Annotated in this window: 13 protein-coding genes and 1 pseudogene; 10 read left to right on the forward strand and 4 right to left on the reverse strand. The window is 66.5% G+C overall.

The annotated features are described in order from the left end of the window. Positions 1 to 9: 9 nt before the first annotated feature. A pseudogene (locus tag BVC93_RS23750) lies at positions 10 to 935 on the reverse strand (PAC2 family protein). A 213-nt stretch (positions 936 to 1148) separates the two neighbouring features. Between BVC93_RS23750 and metH the strand changes: the two are divergent. Beyond that, complete coding sequence (gene metH, locus BVC93_RS23755; RefSeq protein WP_083739595.1) at positions 1149 to 4901, forward strand: methionine synthase; 3753 nt, start codon at positions 1149 to 1151, stop codon at positions 4899 to 4901. A gap of 13 nt (positions 4902 to 4914) precedes the next feature. Here metH and BVC93_RS23760 read toward each other — a convergent pair whose 3' ends face one another. After that, a complete protein-coding gene (locus BVC93_RS23760; protein WP_083739596.1) occupies positions 4915 to 5601 on the reverse strand; it encodes a HEAT repeat domain-containing protein in 687 nt (228 codons plus the stop codon). Positions 5602 to 5684: 83 nt separating this feature from the next. Between BVC93_RS23760 and BVC93_RS23765 the strand changes: the two genes are divergently transcribed. The 7 genes from BVC93_RS23765 (at position 5685) to BVC93_RS23795 (ending at position 11695) form a co-directional block, all read left to right on the forward strand. After that, entirely contained in the window at positions 5685 to 6344 is a 660-nt protein-coding gene (locus BVC93_RS23765; protein ID WP_083739597.1) for an HAD family hydrolase, read from the forward strand. Between the two features lie 108 nt (positions 6345 to 6452). Beyond that, positions 6453 to 7922 (forward strand): sugar porter family MFS transporter, encoded by a 1470-nt coding sequence (locus BVC93_RS23770; RefSeq protein WP_083739598.1) that lies wholly within the window; start codon positions 6453 to 6455, stop codon positions 7920 to 7922. A 27-nt stretch (positions 7923 to 7949) separates the two neighbouring features. After that, positions 7950 to 8231: a phosphoribosyl-ATP diphosphatase gene (locus BVC93_RS23775; protein ID WP_083739599.1), complete on the forward strand. Its 282-nt coding sequence runs from the start codon at positions 7950 to 7952 to the stop codon at positions 8229 to 8231. Between the two features lie 5 nt (positions 8232 to 8236). After that, positions 8237 to 9082 carry an ATP phosphoribosyltransferase gene (hisG, locus tag BVC93_RS23780; protein ID WP_083741282.1) on the forward strand — a complete coding sequence of 282 codons (846 nt, stop codon included), beginning with the start codon at positions 8237 to 8239 and terminating at the stop codon, positions 9080 to 9082. 105 nt (positions 9083 to 9187) lie between these two features. Further along, entirely contained in the window at positions 9188 to 9667 is a 480-nt protein-coding gene (locus tag BVC93_RS23785) for a DUF4126 family protein (RefSeq protein ID WP_083739600.1), read from the forward strand. Then, a complete protein-coding gene (locus tag BVC93_RS23790; RefSeq protein ID WP_083739601.1) occupies positions 9664 to 11034 on the forward strand; it encodes an FAD-containing oxidoreductase in 1371 nt (456 codons plus the stop codon). Before BVC93_RS23785 ends, BVC93_RS23790 begins: the two co-directional genes overlap by 4 nt. 88 nt (positions 11035 to 11122) lie before the next feature. Further along, positions 11123 to 11695, forward strand: coding sequence for a TetR-like C-terminal domain-containing protein (locus tag BVC93_RS23795; RefSeq protein ID WP_192860082.1), 573 nt, complete (start codon positions 11123 to 11125; stop codon positions 11693 to 11695). A gap of 263 nt (positions 11696 to 11958) precedes the next feature. Here BVC93_RS23795 and BVC93_RS23800 read toward each other — a convergent pair whose 3' ends face one another. Both BVC93_RS23800 and BVC93_RS23805 read right to left on the reverse strand, forming a co-directional pair. After that, positions 11959 to 12729 carry a thioesterase family protein gene (locus tag BVC93_RS23800; RefSeq protein ID WP_083739603.1) on the reverse strand — a complete coding sequence of 257 codons (771 nt, stop codon included), beginning with the start codon at positions 12727 to 12729 and terminating at the stop codon, positions 11959 to 11961. Next, positions 12726 to 13580, reverse strand: a complete 855-nt coding sequence (locus BVC93_RS23805; RefSeq protein WP_192860083.1) for a RecB family exonuclease — start codon at positions 13578 to 13580, stop codon at positions 12726 to 12728. Before BVC93_RS23805 ends, BVC93_RS23800 begins: the two co-directional genes overlap by 4 nt. Before the next feature lie 49 nt (positions 13581 to 13629). Between BVC93_RS23805 and BVC93_RS23810 the strand changes: the two genes are divergently transcribed. After that, positions 13630 to 14460 (forward strand): tRNA (adenine-N1)-methyltransferase, encoded by an 831-nt coding sequence (locus BVC93_RS23810; protein ID WP_157517051.1) that lies wholly within the window; start codon positions 13630 to 13632, stop codon positions 14458 to 14460. Between the two features lie 54 nt (positions 14461 to 14514). Next, complete coding sequence (locus BVC93_RS23815; protein WP_197687517.1) at positions 14515 to 15894, forward strand: carboxylesterase/lipase family protein; 1380 nt, start codon at positions 14515 to 14517, stop codon at positions 15892 to 15894. Position 15895 lies beyond the last annotated feature (1 nt).

Raw genomic sequence — 15895 nt, forward strand, 5'->3', positions numbered from 1 at the left:
CCGGCGAACCTAGCCCCGAAATCCCGGTCCGCGTCGGCGCAGGTACCGCTCGAACTCCGCTGCCAGCGCGTCGCCGTCGATCTTGCCGATGACTTCGTTCATGTCCACTTCGGCGTCACCGCGCTGCTCGAGCGAGGCGACGTACTCGGCGATTTCCTCGTCCTCGGCGGTCATCTCGGTGACCGCCTCTTCCCACTCCTCGGCCTGCGTCGGCAGATCCGCCAGCGGCACCTCGATGTCGAGGACGTCCTCGACGCGGCGCAGCAACGCCACGGTGGCCTTGGGGTTGGGGGCTGCGACACGTAATGCGGCACCGCGGCCCAGAATGTCACCGCCGGGATACCCGCCGTCACGCAGGCGTCCTGGAAGACACCGGCGATCCCGGTCGGCCCCTCGTACCGGGTCTCCTCGAGGCCGAAGAACTTCGCTGACTCGGGGGAGTAGGCAGCGCCGGACACCGGGACCGGACGGGTGTGGGGGGTGTCGGCCAGCAACGCGCCCAGGATGACAACGGTGTCGACGTTGAGCTTGTCGGCGATGGCCAGCAGTTCGGCGCAGAACGTCCGCCACCGCATGTTGGGCTCGACCCCGTGCATCAGCACGATGTCGCGGTCGCTGCCAGGAGGGCGGCAGTGTGAAATGCGCATGGACGGCCATGCCAGTTCCCGGGTGACACCGTCGATCTGCCGGATGACCGGCCGATTCACCTGGTAGTCGTAGTACGACTCGTCGTCGATCTCGACAATGGTCTCCGCTTCCCAGATGGCGTCCAGGTGCTCCAGCGCATCGCTGGCGGCGTCGCCGGCGTCATTCCAGCCCTCGAACGCCGCGACAACGATGGTGTTGTGCAGCTTGGGCAGATCGATGCTGCGCGGATCCGGGGGTGCCACCCATCCAGCGTAAGGCCTGCGCCGCGCTGCAGTGCCACTAGGCATGGCGACGCAGCACCGCTCGGGGGCGAAATACGGTAAGCGGCAATCTGGTTAAACCCCGGTGAAGCGACGTCCGCAGATGGCGTCCAGACGTCGATCGGATGACGACGTAGACTTTTCACCGTCGAGAGGCGTTGCAACGGCTTCCGGGGGCTGGGTTCTCCCCGGTATCCGCCACGCTCGGCAGAGTCAAGGACGCCTTCCGCCAAGGAAGGAGTGCACGTGACTGCCGTTCACCCGGGCACTTTTGCGCCCAACATCCGCCCCGACTGCACCGACGAACTGACGGCGGCCCTCGGACAACGGATCATGGTGATCGACGGCGCGATGGGCACCGCGATCCAGCGTGATCGTCCCGACGAGGAGGGCTACCGCGGTGATCGGTTCACCGAGTGGCCCACCGCGCTCCAGGGCAACAACGACCTGCTCACCCTGACACAGCCGCAGATCATCGAAGGGATCCACCGCGAGTACCTCGAAGCGGGTGCCGACATCCTGGAGACCAACACCTTCAACGCCAACGCCATCTCGCTTGCCGATTACGAGATGGCCGAGCTGGCCTACGAGCTGAACTACGCCGGCGCCGCCCTGGCACGAAAGGCCGCCGACCAGTTCAGCACCCCGGAGAAACCCCGCTACGTCGCGGGTGCCATCGGGCCGACGACGCGCACCGCGTCGATCTCGCCGGACGTCAATGATCCGGGAGCCCGCAACGTCTCCTATGACCAGCTGGTCGCCGCCTACCTCGAAGCTGCCAACGGCCTCGTCGACGGCGGGGCAGACCTGATCATCGTCGAGACCATCTTCGATTCGCTGAACGCCAAGGCCGCGGTGTTCGCCATCGAGACGCTGTTCGAGGAGCGTGGACGTCGCTGGCCGGTGATCATCTCGGGCACCATCACCGACGCGTCAGGGCGGACGCTGTCCGGTCAGGTCACCGAGGCGTTCTGGAACGCCATCCGGCATGCCAAGCCGCTGGCCGTCGGCCTCAACTGCGCCCTGGGCGCCCCGGAGATGAGGCCCTACATCGCCGAGGTGGCGCGGATCGCCGACACCTTCGTCAGCTGCTACCCGAACGCCGGCCTGCCGAACGCCTTCGGCGAGTACGACGAATCCCCGGAAGCGCAGGCCGGCTACATCGCCGAGTTCGCCGAAGCCGGGCTGGTCAACCTCGTCGGAGGGTGCTGCGGAACGGCGCCACCTCACATCGCCGAGATCGCCAAGGTGGTCGACGGCAAGAAGCCGCGCGAGCTGCCACAGATCGAGGTGGCCACGCGGCTCTCCGGTCTGGAGCCGCTCAACATCAACGACGACTCGCTGTTCGTGAACATCGGTGAACGCACCAACATCACCGGCTCCGCCCGGTTCCGCAACCTGATCAAGGCGCAGGACTACGACACCGCGCTGTCGGTGGCGCTGCAGCAGGTCGAGGTCGGCGCGCAGGTCATCGACATCAACATGGACGAAGGCATGATCGACGGCGTCGCCGCGATGGACCGGTTCACCAAGCTGATCGCCGCCGAGCCGGACATCAGCCGCGTGCCGGTGATGATCGACTCCTCCAAGTGGGAGGTCATCGAAGCGGGCCTGAAGAACGTCCAGGGCAAGCCGATCGTCAACTCGATCTCCATGAAGGAGGGCGAGGAGAAGTTCATCCGCGAGGCGCAGCTGTGCCGCAAGTACGGCGCGGCCGTCGTCGTGATGGCCTTCGACGAGCGGGGCCAGGCCGACAACCTGGAGCGCCGCAAGGAGATCTGCGGGCGCGCCTATCGAATCCTCACAGAACAGGTCGGCTTCCCGGCCGAGGACATCATCTTCGACCCGAACTGCTTTGCGCTGGCCACCGGTATCGAGGAGCACGCCACCTACGGCATCGACTTCATCGAGGCCTGCGCCTGGATCAAGGAGAACCTGCCCGGAGTGCACATCTCCGGCGGCATCTCGAACGTGTCGTTCTCGTTCCGGGGCAACAACCCCGTCCGCGAGGCCATCCACGCGGTGTTCCTGTTCCATGCCATCAAGGCGGGCCTGGACATGGGCATTGTCAACGCCGGAGCGCTGGTGCCGTACGACTCCATCGACCCCGAGCTGCGGGACCGCATCGAAGATGTCGTCCTGAACCGCCGCGAGGACGCGGCGGAACGGTTGCTGGAGATCGCGGAGCGGTTCAACAGCAAGGACAAATCCGAGGACCCCAAAGCGGCCGAGTGGCGCAGCCTGCCGGTCCGGGAACGGATCACCCACGCCCTGGTCAAGGGCATCGACGCCCACGTCGACGCCGACACCGAGGAACTGCGGGCCGAGATCGCCAACGCAGGGGGGCGCCCCATCGAGGTCATCGAAGGCCCGCTGATGGACGGTATGAACGTCGTCGGCGACCTCTTCGGCGCGGGCAAGATGTTCCTGCCCCAGGTGGTGAAGTCCGCTCGCGTGATGAAAAAGGCCGTGGCCTACCTGCTGCCGTTCATCGAAGCGGAAAAGGAGCAGTCCGCCACCAAGAGCAAGGACACCAACGGCACCATCGTCATGGCCACCGTCAAGGGCGACGTCCACGACATCGGCAAGAACATCGTCGGAGTTGTCCTGCAGTGCAACAACTACGAGGTGATCGACCTCGGTGTGATGGTGCCCGCGAGCAAGATCCTGGAGGCGGCGAAAGAACACAACGCCGACATCATCGGGTTGTCCGGCCTGATCACCCCGTCGCTGGACGAGATGGTCAACTTCGCCGTCGAGATGGAACGTGAGGGGCTGCAGATCCCGCTTCTGATCGGCGGCGCCACCACCTCGCGGGCCCACACGGCCGTAAAGGTGTCCCCGCGCCGCAGCGGCCCGGTGGTGTGGGTCAAGGACGCGTCGCGCTCGGTGCCGGTGGCTGCGGCGCTGCTCGACGACAAGCAACGGCCGGCGCTCTTGGAGGCCACCGAGAAGGACTACGCCGCTCTGCGCGAACGGCACGCCCAGAAGAACGAGCGGCCGATGCTGACGCTGGAGAAGGCGCGCGCCAACCGGACGCCGATCGAGTGGAACGGCTACACGCCGCCCGTGCCCGCCCAGGGTGTCGGGGTGCGCGAGTTTCTCGACTACGACATCGCCGAACTGCGCGAATACATCGACTGGCAACCGTTCTTCAACGCCTGGGAGATGAAGGGCCGCTTCCCCGACATCCTCAACAACCCGGCCTCGGGCGAGGCCGCCCGCAAGTTGTACGACGATGCCCAGGAGATGCTCGACACGCTGATCAAGGAGAAGTGGCTGACTGCCAGCGGGGTCATCGGGTTCTTCCCGGCGAACGCCGTGGGAGACGACATCGAGGTCTACACCGACGACACCCGGACCGAGGTGCGAACCACCTTGTACAACCTGCGCCAGCAGGGTGAACACCGCGATGGCATCCCGAACCGCTCGCAGGGTGATTTCATCGCCCCCAAGGACACCGGCATCGCCGACTACGTGGGGGCCTTCGCGGTGACAGCGGGCCTGGGCAGTGCGGACAAGATCGCCGAGTTCAAGGCCGATCACGACGACTACAGCGCCATCCTGCTGGAGTCGCTGGCCGATCGGCTGGCCGAGGCGTTCGCCGAACGGATGCATCAGCGGGTGCGCACCGAGTTCTGGGGTTATCAGCCCGACGAGCACCTGGACAACGACGCGCTGATCGCCGAGAAGTACGTCGGCATCCGGCCTGCCCCCGGTTACCCGTCCTGCCCGGAGCACACCGAGAAGACGACGTTGTTCGAGTTGATGGACGTCACCGCACGCACCGGCATCGAGCTCACCGAGTCGATGGCGATGTGGCCAGGAGCCGCGGTGAGCGGCTGGTACTTCTCGCACCCGCAGTCGCAGTACTTCGTGGTGGGCCGACTGGCCCAGGACCAGGTGGCCGACTACGCAAAGCGCAAGGGCTGGACGTTGCAGGAGGCGGAGCGCTGGCTGGCTCCGAACCTGGGCTACAACCCGGAGGACTGAGCGGTCGCGGCGCTCACAACAGGCGGGTCAACCGCTTCTTTCGCAGGTTCTCGGCGATGATCCACGCCACGTCGGGATCGGAGTCGTCCAGGGCGCGAAACGCGGCCAGGCCGGGCTCTGGATTCGCGGCGACGGCCACGCTCCAGCAGTAGCCGAGCGTCTGTCGCAGGGCGCGTACGGAAGGGTCCCGCCTGGACTCGGGTGAACGTCGTGCCAGCGCGGCTGTGGTGTGGCGACAAACCCAGATGGCGGTGGCGGCGCGGCTGGTTGCACGCAGCAGCCGGGGCTCGCAGATCGCCGCCGCGGCGGCTCGTTCCACCAGTGGGTCGGGATCGCGGGCCCACTGACGCACGATGCGGTCGAGTTCATCGGGATCGGTGTCGCCGAGAAGCTGCAGACCCATCGCGACGCCTTCTCGCACGCGCCAACGCGAGTCCGCCGCCAGTTCTCGCAGTGTGACGTTCACAACTTTGTCAGCGGCGCGGCGCCCGAGTGCAACTGCTGCACACAGAGCAAGGTATTCGTCCCCGGTACCGAGCATCTCATCGATTTCAGCTCGATCCGCAACGTCGGCGAAGGCCAAGGCCAGTTCTGTATTGGCGCGTGGCCCAGGCAATCCCGAGTGTTCGAGAAGAAAGCTCTGTCGTTCGGACGGCTTCATCCGACGCAGCTCGGCAGACCATACTGTGCGCGCTTGCATGAAGAAAACCTACGTCCGGAGGCGGCCGCCGCGCGGTCGAGCCGATTTCCGGGCGGTCCGCCACCGGTGCGACAATCGGCGTCATGCGCGCGGTGCTGTGGGATATGGATGGCACACTGGTCGACTCCGAAAAGCTGTGGGACGTCTCGATGCACGCGCTGTACGAGAAGATGGGCGGAGTCCTCACACCGGAGGTTCGTGAATCGACCGTCGGAGGGTCCGCCGAGGGTGTGATGCGGATCGTGTACGACGACCTCGGGCTGGAACACGATCGAGCGGCCATGCTCGAATCGATCGACTGGCTGCACGTCAAGACCGGCGAGTTGTTCGCCGCCGGACTGCCCTGGCAGGACGGCGCCCACGAACTGCTGGAAGCGCTGCTGTCGGACGGGGTGCCGATGGCGCTGGTGACCAACACCCGCCGCGATCTGGCCGAGCAGGCGCTCAACAGCATTGGCCGCCAGTACTTTACGGTCACGGTGTGCGGTGACGAAGTGCCACACGGCAAGCCTGCCCCTGATATCTACATGCGGGCGGCCGAATTGCTCGGATTCGATCCCGGCCAGTGCCTGGCAGTCGAGGACTCCGTGACCGGAACGCTGTCGGCCGAGACCGCGGGTTGTCCCGTACTGGTGGTGCCCAACGACGTCGAGGTTCCCGTGAGCCCGCGCCGACGGCACATCGGTTCGCTGAAGGATGTCGGCGTCGACGACCTGCGGGCCATCCACGCCGGACTGAGCTGACCAGAGGGCCGGATATGGCCCGTTCCGTGGTGTGACTGATTCCGCGGTGTGACTGTGCCACAGTGTGGGTAAGACTCCTTCGCAGCGCTGCGGAAAGAAGGTTGGCTCATGGCTGGTCAGGGTGGTCCCGTCGACAACACACCGTCGGCCATCACCGACGAAGACTTCTCTTCCGGTAAGACCGCCGTTCGAATAGCATCCGTCGCCGCCCTGGGCGGGCTTCTGTTCGGCTACGACAGCGCCGTGATCAACGGTGCGGTGGACTCCATCCAGGAAGACTTCGGCATCGGCAATGCCGAGCTCGGTTTCGCCGTCGCCTCGGCGCTGCTCGGCGCGGCGCTCGGCGCCATGACCGCCGGCCGGCTCGCCGACAAGATCGGCCGTATATCGGTGATGAAGATTGCCGCGGTGCTCTTCCTGATCAGTGCGTTCGGCACCGGCTTCGCCCACGAGGTCTGGACTGTCGTGCTGTTCCGGATCGTGGGTGGCATCGGTGTCGGCGTCGCGTCGGTGATCGCACCCGCCTACATCGCCGAGACGTCTCCGCCGTCCATCCGCGGCCGGCTGGGCTCGCTGCAACAGCTGGCCATCGTGTCCGGCATCTTCTTGTCCTTCGCGGTCAACTGGCTGCTGCAGTGGACCGCGGGCGGCGCCAACGAACCGTTGTGGTTCGGGCTCGACGCCTGGCGCTGGATGTTCCTGGTGATGGCGGTGCCCGCGTTGGTCTACGGCACACTGGCGTTCACCATCCCCGAGTCGCCGCGCTACCTCGTTGCCAGCCACAAGATCCCGGAAGCCCGCAGGGTGCTCAGCACGCTGCTGGGGCAGAAGAACCTGGAGATCACCATCCACCGCATCCAGGAAACGCTGGAGCGCGAGGACAAGCCGTCCTGGAAGGACATGCGCAAACCCACCGGCGGGCTCTACGGCATCGTCTGGGTGGGCCTGGGGTTGTCGATCTTCCAGCAGTTCGTCGGCATCAACGTGATCTTCTACTACTCCAACGTGCTGTGGCAGGCGGTCGGTTTCAGCGCCGACGAGTCCGCGATCTACACGGTGATCACCTCGGTGATCAACGTCTTGACCACCCTGATCGCCATTGCCTTGATCGACAAGATCGGCCGTAAACCACTGCTTCTCATCGGGTCATCCGGGATGGCGGTCACACTGATCACCATGGCGGTCATCTTCGCCAACGCTACGGTGGGTCCCGACGGGAATCCGAGCCTGCCCGGCGCCTCCGGGGTCATCGCGCTGATCGCCGCCAACCTGTTCGTCGTGGCCTTCGGTATGTCGTGGGGCCCGGTGGTGTGGGTGCTGCTCGGCGAGATGTTCCCCAACCGCATCCGAGCCGCCGCTCTGGGACTGGCCGCCGCTGGCCAGTGGGCGGCCAACTGGCTGATCACCGTCACCTTCCCGGGGCTGCGTGACCACCTCGGCTTGGCCTACGGCTTCTACGGACTGTGTGCGGTGCTCTCCGGTGTCTTCGTCTGGAAGTGGGTCATGGAGACCAAGGGCGTGTCGCTGGAGGACATGCACGGCCAGATCCTCAAGACCGAGAAACCGGCGAACACCTGATAGTCGTTTTCCCGGGGCTGTGCCCGCATGAAAGAATCGCAGCCCGTGAAGACCTTCGAGGAATTGTTCGCCGAACTCGGTGAACGCGCACGCACCCGGCCGGAGGGCAGCGGCACTGTCGCAGCGCTGGACGCGGGTGTACACACCATCGGCAAGAAGATCCTCGAAGAGGCCGGCGAAGTGTGGCTGGCCGCCGAGCACGAGTCCGATGATGCGCTGGCCGAAGAGGTCAGCCAGTTGTTCTACTGGGCCCAGGTGCTGATGATCAAGCGCGGCCTGTCCCTCGACGACGTGTACGGCAAGCTGTGAGCGCCATGCTGCGGGTCGCGGTGCCCAACAAGGGCGCACTCAGTGAGTCGGCCGCCGAGATCCTGTCGGAGGCCGGCTACCGTCGGCGCACCGATCCCAAGGACCTGACCGTGATCGACCCGGTGAACAACGTCGAGTTCTTCTTCCTGCGCCCCAAAGACATCGCCATCTACGTGGGCTCGGGGCAGCTGGACTTCGGCATCACCGGCCGCGATCTGGCGCTGGAATCCGATGCTCCGGTGCAGGAACGGCTGGCGCTGGGCTTCGGGTCGTCGACCTTCCGCTACGCGGCGCCGGCGGGTACCCCGTGGACCCACGCCGACCTGGCCGGGAGGCGAATCGCCACCGCGTACCCCAACCTGGTTCGGAAAGACCTCGCCGACAAGGGAATCGAGGCTACGGTCATCCGCCTCGACGGCGCGGTGGAGATCTCCATCCAGTTGGGTGTGGCCGACGCCATCGCCGATGTGGTGGGTTCGGGGCGCACCTTGCGCCAGCACGGTCTGGTTGCCTTCGGTGAGCCGCTGTGCGATTCCGAGGCCGTGCTCATCGAACGTGCCGCCCCCGTCTCCGACCGTGCGCGTGATCAGTTGGCCGCCCGAGTGCAGGGTGTGGTGTTCGGCCAGCAGTACCTGATGTTGGACTATGACTGCCCGCGCGCGGTGTTGGACAAGGCCACCGCGGTGACACCCGGCCTCGAGTCGCCGACCATCGCGCCGTTGGCCGACCCTGAGTGGGCGGCGGTGCGTGCACTGGTGCCCCGCCGTGACGTGAACGCCATCATGGACGAGATCGCCGCGATCGGGGCCAAGGCAATTCTGGCCTCCGACATCAGGTTCTGTCGCTTCTGATCGATCCCGACCGGTGGCAGTTTCCGCAGGCTGGCTTTTCAGGCCGTGCGTACTCATGGCGCGTGTTAGCGTCCGAATGTTGCATCACCCGGTCGGGAGGGTTCCATGACACAAGTTCTCGTGATTCTGCTCGCCCTGCTGATCGGCGTCATCGCCGGTCTGCGGGCTCTCACCCCGCCGGCGGTGGTGGCGTGGGGCGGGTTTTTCGGCTGGATCAACCTTGACGGCACGTGGGCGCAGTGGGTGGCCCACCCGATCACCCTCGCAGTGTTCACCGTGCTGCTGCTCGGTGAGCTGATCACCGACCAACTGCCGAAGACGCCCAGTCGCAAGGTGCCTGCGCAGTTCGCCGCCCGGCTGATCAGCGGTGGCTTCGCAGGCGCGGTGATCGGCACGGCGTGGGGTCATCCCTGGGCCTGCCTGGGTGCGGGTGTGGTCGGTGCTGTCCTCGGTACTCTCGGCGGCGCCGAGGTCCGCGGGTGGTTGGCGGCCAAGGCGGGCAAGGACCTGCCCGCAGCGGTCAGCGAGGACATCGTGGCAGTCGTAGGCGGCTTCGCCGTCGTGGCACTGGCTTCAGTGCTGTGACAACACATTACGACGCCATCGTGATCGGCGCGGGTCAGGCCGGGCCGCCGCTGGCCGGCCGGCTCACCGCGGCGGGCCGGTCCGTCGCGGTGATCGAGCGCAAGCTCGTCGGCGGTACCTGCGTGAACTACGGCTGCATCCCCACCAAGACTCTGGTGGCCAGCGCACATGCTGCCCACGTAGCCCGCCGCGGTGCTGACTACGGCATCACCACCGGTGAGATCACCGTCGACATGACCAAGGTCAAGGCCCGCAAGGACGGCATCGTCGCCAAGGACCGCACCGGCGTCGAGGACTGGCTCGAGGGCATGGACAACTGCACGCTGATCCGAGGCCACGCCCGTTTCACCGATCCGCACACTCTCGATGTGGACGGCCAGACCATCACCGGTGACTCGATCTTCCTCAACGTCGGTGGCCGTGCGGTGGTGCCCGACATTCCCGGTCTGGGCGATGTCGAGTACCTGACCAATGTCGGTGTGCTGGAACTCGATACCGTGCCCGAGCATCTGGTGATCATCGGCGGCAGCTACATCGGACTGGAGTTCGCGCAGATGTACCGCCGCTTCGGTGCGCAGGTCACCGTTGTGGAGCGTGGGTCCCGGCTGGCGTCGCGGGAGGACGACGACGTCTGTGCAGCCATCAAAGACATCCTCGAGAACGACGGCATCACAATCCATCTGGGCTCCGACGATATCCGGGTGGCGCGGGACGGTTCGGGTGTTGCCGTGCACACCCGCGAGGGCGGGCCGGTGGTCACCGGAACACATCTGCTGGTGGCCGTGGGGCGTGCACCCAACACCGACGACCTGGGTCTCGAGGCGGCCGGCGTGCAGACCGACCATCGCGGTTACGTCGTGACCGACGACCAACTGCGCACCAGCGTCGAGCACATCTGGGCGATGGGGGACTGCAACGGCAAGGGCGCGTTCACCCACACCTCGTACAACGATTTCGAGATCGTCGCGGCCAATCTGCTCGACGGCGAACCGCGCCGGGTCAGCGACCGAATCCCCACCTACGCGCTCTACATCGATCCGCCGCTGGGCCGGGCGGGGATGTCGGAGGCTCAGGTGCGCGAGTCCGGGCGAAAAGTGTTGGTGGGCAAGCGCCCCATGACCCGTGTGGGTCGTGCGGTGGAAAAGGGCGAAACGCAGGGATTCATGAAGGTATTCGTGGATGCCGACTCGGGTGAGATTCTGGGAGCGGCCATCCTGGGCGTCGGCGGCGACGAGGTGATCCACAGCATCCTCGACACCATGGCCGCCAAAGCCCCGTACACCACGCTGACGCACACGGTGCACATCCATCCGACGGTCAGTGAGCTGGTGCCGACCATGCTGGAGGAGATGACACCGCTGAGGTAGCCGCAGCTGATAGCGGGCACGGTTGTATGCATGCTCAGTTATGCTGGCGAACCTCGCGACGTTCGGCGACACGGACATGGGGGTTGCGATGCCAACGGACGACACTGACGACGACGACGAGCGGAAACGGATCCTGGCGGCGGCGTACGCCGAGCTGAGCCGTTGGGGCGTCGATCGCTTCACCGTCACTGCCCTGGCAAAGCACGGTGTCGACCAACAAGCGATCTGGCGACATTGGGATGACGAAGAGAGTGTTGTTCTCGAGGCCCTGCTCCATGTGCCCAGCCGCGTCATCAACATCCCGGATACCGGAGCGCTGCGCGACGATCTCGTCGAACTGGCCACCGACATGGCGGCGTTCCTGTCCACCGCGCACGGACGCGGGCTGCTACGCGCCAATGTCATCACCAACGACGACTATCCGCGCATCGCGATCCGGCGCGATGCGTGGGCGTTCGGGGCGCACGCGCTGCTCCAGATCTTCGAACGCGCCCACCAACGTGGTGAGGTCACCGACGGCGTGGACCACCGGATGGCCCTGGAGTTACTGTTCGCGCCGCTGAACATGCGTGTGCTGTTGACCGGCGAGGTCGTCGACGCCGAGTACTGCAGCACGCTCGCCGAATGGGTGTGGCGGGCGGCGACGTCGGCCCCGTGGTGAGGTGGCGGTCAGCGCGCCGCACGCAGCAACCGCAGCTGACCCAGTTCTTCGTGAGTTCGGCATTGACCCAGGAAGCGTTGTGCGCCAATGCTTTCGGTGTATCCCACGGCCACGTCACCTCGGCGTGAGGAGCGTCCTCGGGCGTGATCCAGCGCCGCCGACCACCACCAGTCGATGTGCCCCCCTCGGAGAATCCGAGCGCCAGCTGCCGTCGGCCTCACGGTGCACCGCCCACACCAGGTCGAACTGCTCGACCGGCAGGCTCACCGGCGCTGTACCAGCAGCGTCTGCGCCGACGTGCCGACAAATCCGGCGCGGTCGTACACCTCGGCGGTGGTGACACCGATGCCGTCCGACCCGATGGAACCACGCGCCCGCAGCGCGAAGTCCGCACCGGTGGGCAGTCGGTGCAGATGCAGGACGGTGTCGGTGTTCATGAACATGTACTCCTGGGGATCCAGCACCGAGCCCACGCCGTTGGCCGAGTCCACCACCATGGTCAGCCGCTGCAGTGCGGTGGTGGGTTCGTCGTCGACGAGGGCCACCTTGGGTGTCAACCAGAACACCCGGGAGCCGCAATCATCCTGTTGGCGGCGGAAATCCACGGATTCCAGATAACCCTCGGCATTCCACCACCCGTCGGGTAGCGCGATGGTGGCGCCCTCGACCAGCGGAGGATGGCGTTCGGTGGCCGCATCGGCGGTGTCGCTGACCGCCAGGGCCCACGCTGTCACCCGGGCAACCGGCCGCTGCTGACCCACCGGCGTCATCTCGGCCGCCAGCAGCGAGATCCGTCGTCCCGGCCGGTCCACCCACGTCCGGACCTGCATCGGTTCCACGGGAACGGCACCCAGGATGTCCAGGCTCAGCCGGCCGATCCGCATGGGGGTGTCTGCGAGCTGCTCTTCGACCGCCTTGGTGAGCAGTGCCAGCGGAGGCGAACCGTGCTGGATCTCCGGTGTCCAGTTGCTGCGGGTCAGGTCCGTCGACTCGAACACCCCGTCGGGCCGTCGCCGGTAGTAACAGGAGCTCACGCGGCCGAGTCTGCCTTATGTTGCGGCCACCCCGGATACGGCGGTGGGGTGCCGCCGAACTCGGGGCACAGGCTCTGATGTGCACACCACGTACAGAGCCAGGTCCGATTGGGCCTGAAATCGCCTGTGGCACCGGCAGATCGAATAGCCTGCCAGATGGCGATCAGCGTTTTCTCGAAGCGTTCCAACTCCGCGAGTTCCGGCGCATAGTCCAGCACCTGGCCGTCGGCCAGATAGATCAGGCGAAGCCGCGCCGGGGCGATGCCGCGGGACCGCAGCAGCGCGACGGCGTAGAACTTCATCTGGAACATGGCTTTGAACTCCGCAAGCGCGCGGGCCTCCGGTGGCGCCTTGCCGGTCTTGTAGTCGACCACCCGCACCTCACCTGTGGCCGCGACGTCGATTCGGTCGATGAAGCCACGCAGCAGCGTGCCGTCGGCGAGCTCCACTTCCACCCGCTGTTCACAGCTGTGTGGGTCGAACCGGGTGGGATCCTCCAGCCGGTAGTACCCCGACAGCAGCGTGGCCGCCTCCGTGAGCAACTGCTCACGCTCGACGGCGGGCATCAGATCGGCAACCGCCGGATCCTCGGCCACCACCTGCTCCCAGGCGGGCGCGACCAGCGCCAAGGCGGTGTCCTGCCCGCGCTGCGCCGCGGGCAGTCCGTACAGCTGTTCCAGCGCCGCATGCACCAGCGATCCGCGCAGCTGTGCCGCCGACGGCGGCTCCGGCAGCCGGTCGATGGCCCGGAACCGGTACAGCAGGGGGCACTGCTTGAAATCGGCAGCGCGGGACGGCGAGAGTGCCGGGCGGGAGGGAACCCGTTCGGTAATAGTCTCGTCGTCGGCCATACTTGGCAGCTTATGCATGGGCTCGGACAAATCTGAGAGGGCTTCAGCTGTGTCGCTAACCGGACCGTTCACTGTGGGTGACCGGGTGCAGCTCACCGACGCCAAGGGCAGGCACTACACCATGGTGCTGGCCCCTGGCGCGGAGTTCCACACCCACCGCGGCGCCATCCCGCACGACTCGGTGATCGGCGTCCCCGAGGGCAGCGTGGTGAAGTCCACCAACGGTGACCAGTTCCTGGTGTTGCGTCCGCTGCTCATCGACTACGTGCTGTCGATGCCGCGCGGGGCCCAGGTGATCTATCCGAAGGACGCCGCCCAGATCGTCCACGAGGGTGACATCTTCCCCGGAGCCACCGTGTTGGAAGCCGGTGCCGGCTCCGGTGCGCTGACCTGTTCGTTGCTGCGTGCCGTCGGTCCGACCGGCAAGGTCATCTCCTACGAGGTGCGTGACGATCACGCCGTGCACGCCATCCGCAATGTGGAGACCTTCTTCGGTGAGCGCCCGGCCAGCTGGGATCTGGTGATCGGTGATCTCGCCGAGTACAGCGGCCCGCAGGTGGACCGTGCGGTACTCGACATGCTCGCACCATGGGAAGTGCTCCCCGCAGTGTCGGCGGCATTGGTTCCCGGTGGGGTTCTGATGATCTACGTGGCCACGGTGACCCAGCTGTCCAAGACCGTGGAAGCCCTGCGCGAGCAGCAGTGTTGGACAGAACCGCGGTCCTGGGAAACCATGCAGCGCGGTTGGAACGTCGTCGGCCTGGCGGTGCGGCCCCAGCACAACATGCGGGGGCACACCGCCTTTCTGATCTCGGCCCGACGCCTGGCGCCCGACACCATCACCCCGACCCCGCTGAAGCGGCGCAAGCAGCAGGTCTGAATCGCGGGCATGCGCTCCGATGGCCAAGCGTCCCGGCTCAGAACAGGAACAACCGTGATCAGGAGAGTGCGCGCGGGCCTCGGACTTGCTGCGGCGATGGTGTTTTCGTTCGTGTCACCACCGCAGGCCGGTGCACAGCCGGTGATCACCGTCGAGACGGGTGCGCTTCGTGGCGTCGTCGACGACAGTGTGCAGAGCTTCAAGGGCATTCCCTTCGCCGCCCCGCCGGTCGGTGAGTTCCGCTGGCGCGCACCACAACCCGCCGCTGCCTGGTCGGGTGTCAGGGCTGCGGTCGAGTACGGCAACGACTGCATGCAGCGCCCGTTTCCCAGTGATGCCGCGCCGCTGGGGGCCACCCCGGCCGAGGACTGCCTCTATCTCAATGTGTGGCGACCCCTCGACGGTCCGCAGAACCTGCCCGTGGTGGTGTGGATCCACGGCGGCGGGTTCGTCAACGGCGGCGCCTCGCCGGCGGTGTACTCCGGCGCCGAACTGGCCCGCCGGGGCGTGGTGGTCGTCAGCATCAATTACCGGCTGGGACGGTTCGGGACTTTCGCGCATCCCCAGCTGACCGCGGCACACGAAGACGGCGACCTGCTGGGCAACTACGGGACCATGGACCAGATCGCCGCGCTGCAGTGGGTGCAGCGCAACATCGCGGCATTCGGCGGTGACCCGGCCAACGTCACCGTGATGGGCGAAAGCGCCGGCGGCATGTCGATTCACTCGCTGCTCACCTCACCGCGTGCCCGGGGTCTGGTCGACCGGGCGGTGATCATGTCCGGTGGCGACGCTACGCTGCCCGGTGCGACGCTGGCCGACGTCGAACAGGTGGGTGTGCGGTTCGCCGAATCGCAGGGCATCGCCGCCGACGACGCGTCCGCCCTGATCCGGCTGCGGGCGCTGAGTGCAGATCAGATCCGCGGTGACCTCGACATGGGGGCACTGTTCGGCAGTGGGGAAAAGGACTTCGCCAGTCCGTTCGCCGACGGCGTGACGGTCGTCGACCCTGCGCCGGCCTACCGCAGCGGCGCCTGGGACCGGGTGCCGGTCCTGGTCGGGGCCACCAGCGCCGACCTCGGCGGCCGTGACGGTTTCATGGTGGCCGGTGCCCGCGACGTCGCAGGACTGCTCTCTGGACAGGCGCCGACGTTCTACTACCGGTTCTCCTACGTGGCGGACTCCGGTGACCACGAGACCGGCGCCCAGCACGCCACCGACGTGCCGTTCTTCCTACACACCGAAGCCGTCAGGTACGCCGCCGAGACCACCTCCCGGGATGAGCGGGTAGGGCAGGACGTCAGCGCCTACGTGGTCAACTTCGCCCGCTCAGGGGATCCCAATGGGTCAGGGCTGCCGCTGTGGCCCCGATTCGGCGACCTGATGATGGATTTCACCGCCGAGCCCGTGGTGCAACGCGACCCCTGGGCCTGAA

The organism is Mycobacterium sp. MS1601, from assembly GCF_001984215.1.
GTDB lineage: Bacteria > Actinomycetota > Actinomycetes > Mycobacteriales > Mycobacteriaceae > Mycobacterium.

What these genes read in the sequence shown, in the direction of transcription:
- BVC93_RS23785 (WP_083739600.1), top strand. Translation starts at nt 9,188, where the DNA reads ATGACACAAGTTCTCGTGATTCTGCTCGCCCTGCTGATCGGCGTCATC.
- BVC93_RS23775 (WP_083739599.1), top strand. Translation starts at nt 7,950, where the DNA reads ATGAAAGAATCGCAGCCCGTGAAGACCTTCGAGGAATTGTTCGCCGAA.
- BVC93_RS23795 (WP_192860082.1), top strand. Translation starts at nt 11,123, where the DNA reads ATGCCAACGGACGACACTGACGACGACGACGAGCGGAAACGGATCCTG.
- hisG (WP_083741282.1), top strand. Translation starts at nt 8,237, where the DNA reads ATGCTGCGGGTCGCGGTGCCCAACAAGGGCGCACTCAGTGAGTCGGCC.
- BVC93_RS23765 (WP_083739597.1), top strand. Translation starts at nt 5,685, where the DNA reads ATGCGCGCGGTGCTGTGGGATATGGATGGCACACTGGTCGACTCCGAA.
- BVC93_RS23805 (WP_192860083.1), bottom strand. Translation starts at nt 13,580, where the DNA reads ATGGCCGACGACGAGACTATTACCGAACGGGTTCCCTCCCGCCCGGCA.
- BVC93_RS23760 (WP_083739596.1), bottom strand. Translation starts at nt 5,601, where the DNA reads ATGCAAGCGCGCACAGTATGGTCTGCCGAGCTGCGTCGGATGAAGCCG.
- BVC93_RS23770 (WP_083739598.1), top strand. Translation starts at nt 6,453, where the DNA reads ATGGCTGGTCAGGGTGGTCCCGTCGACAACACACCGTCGGCCATCACC.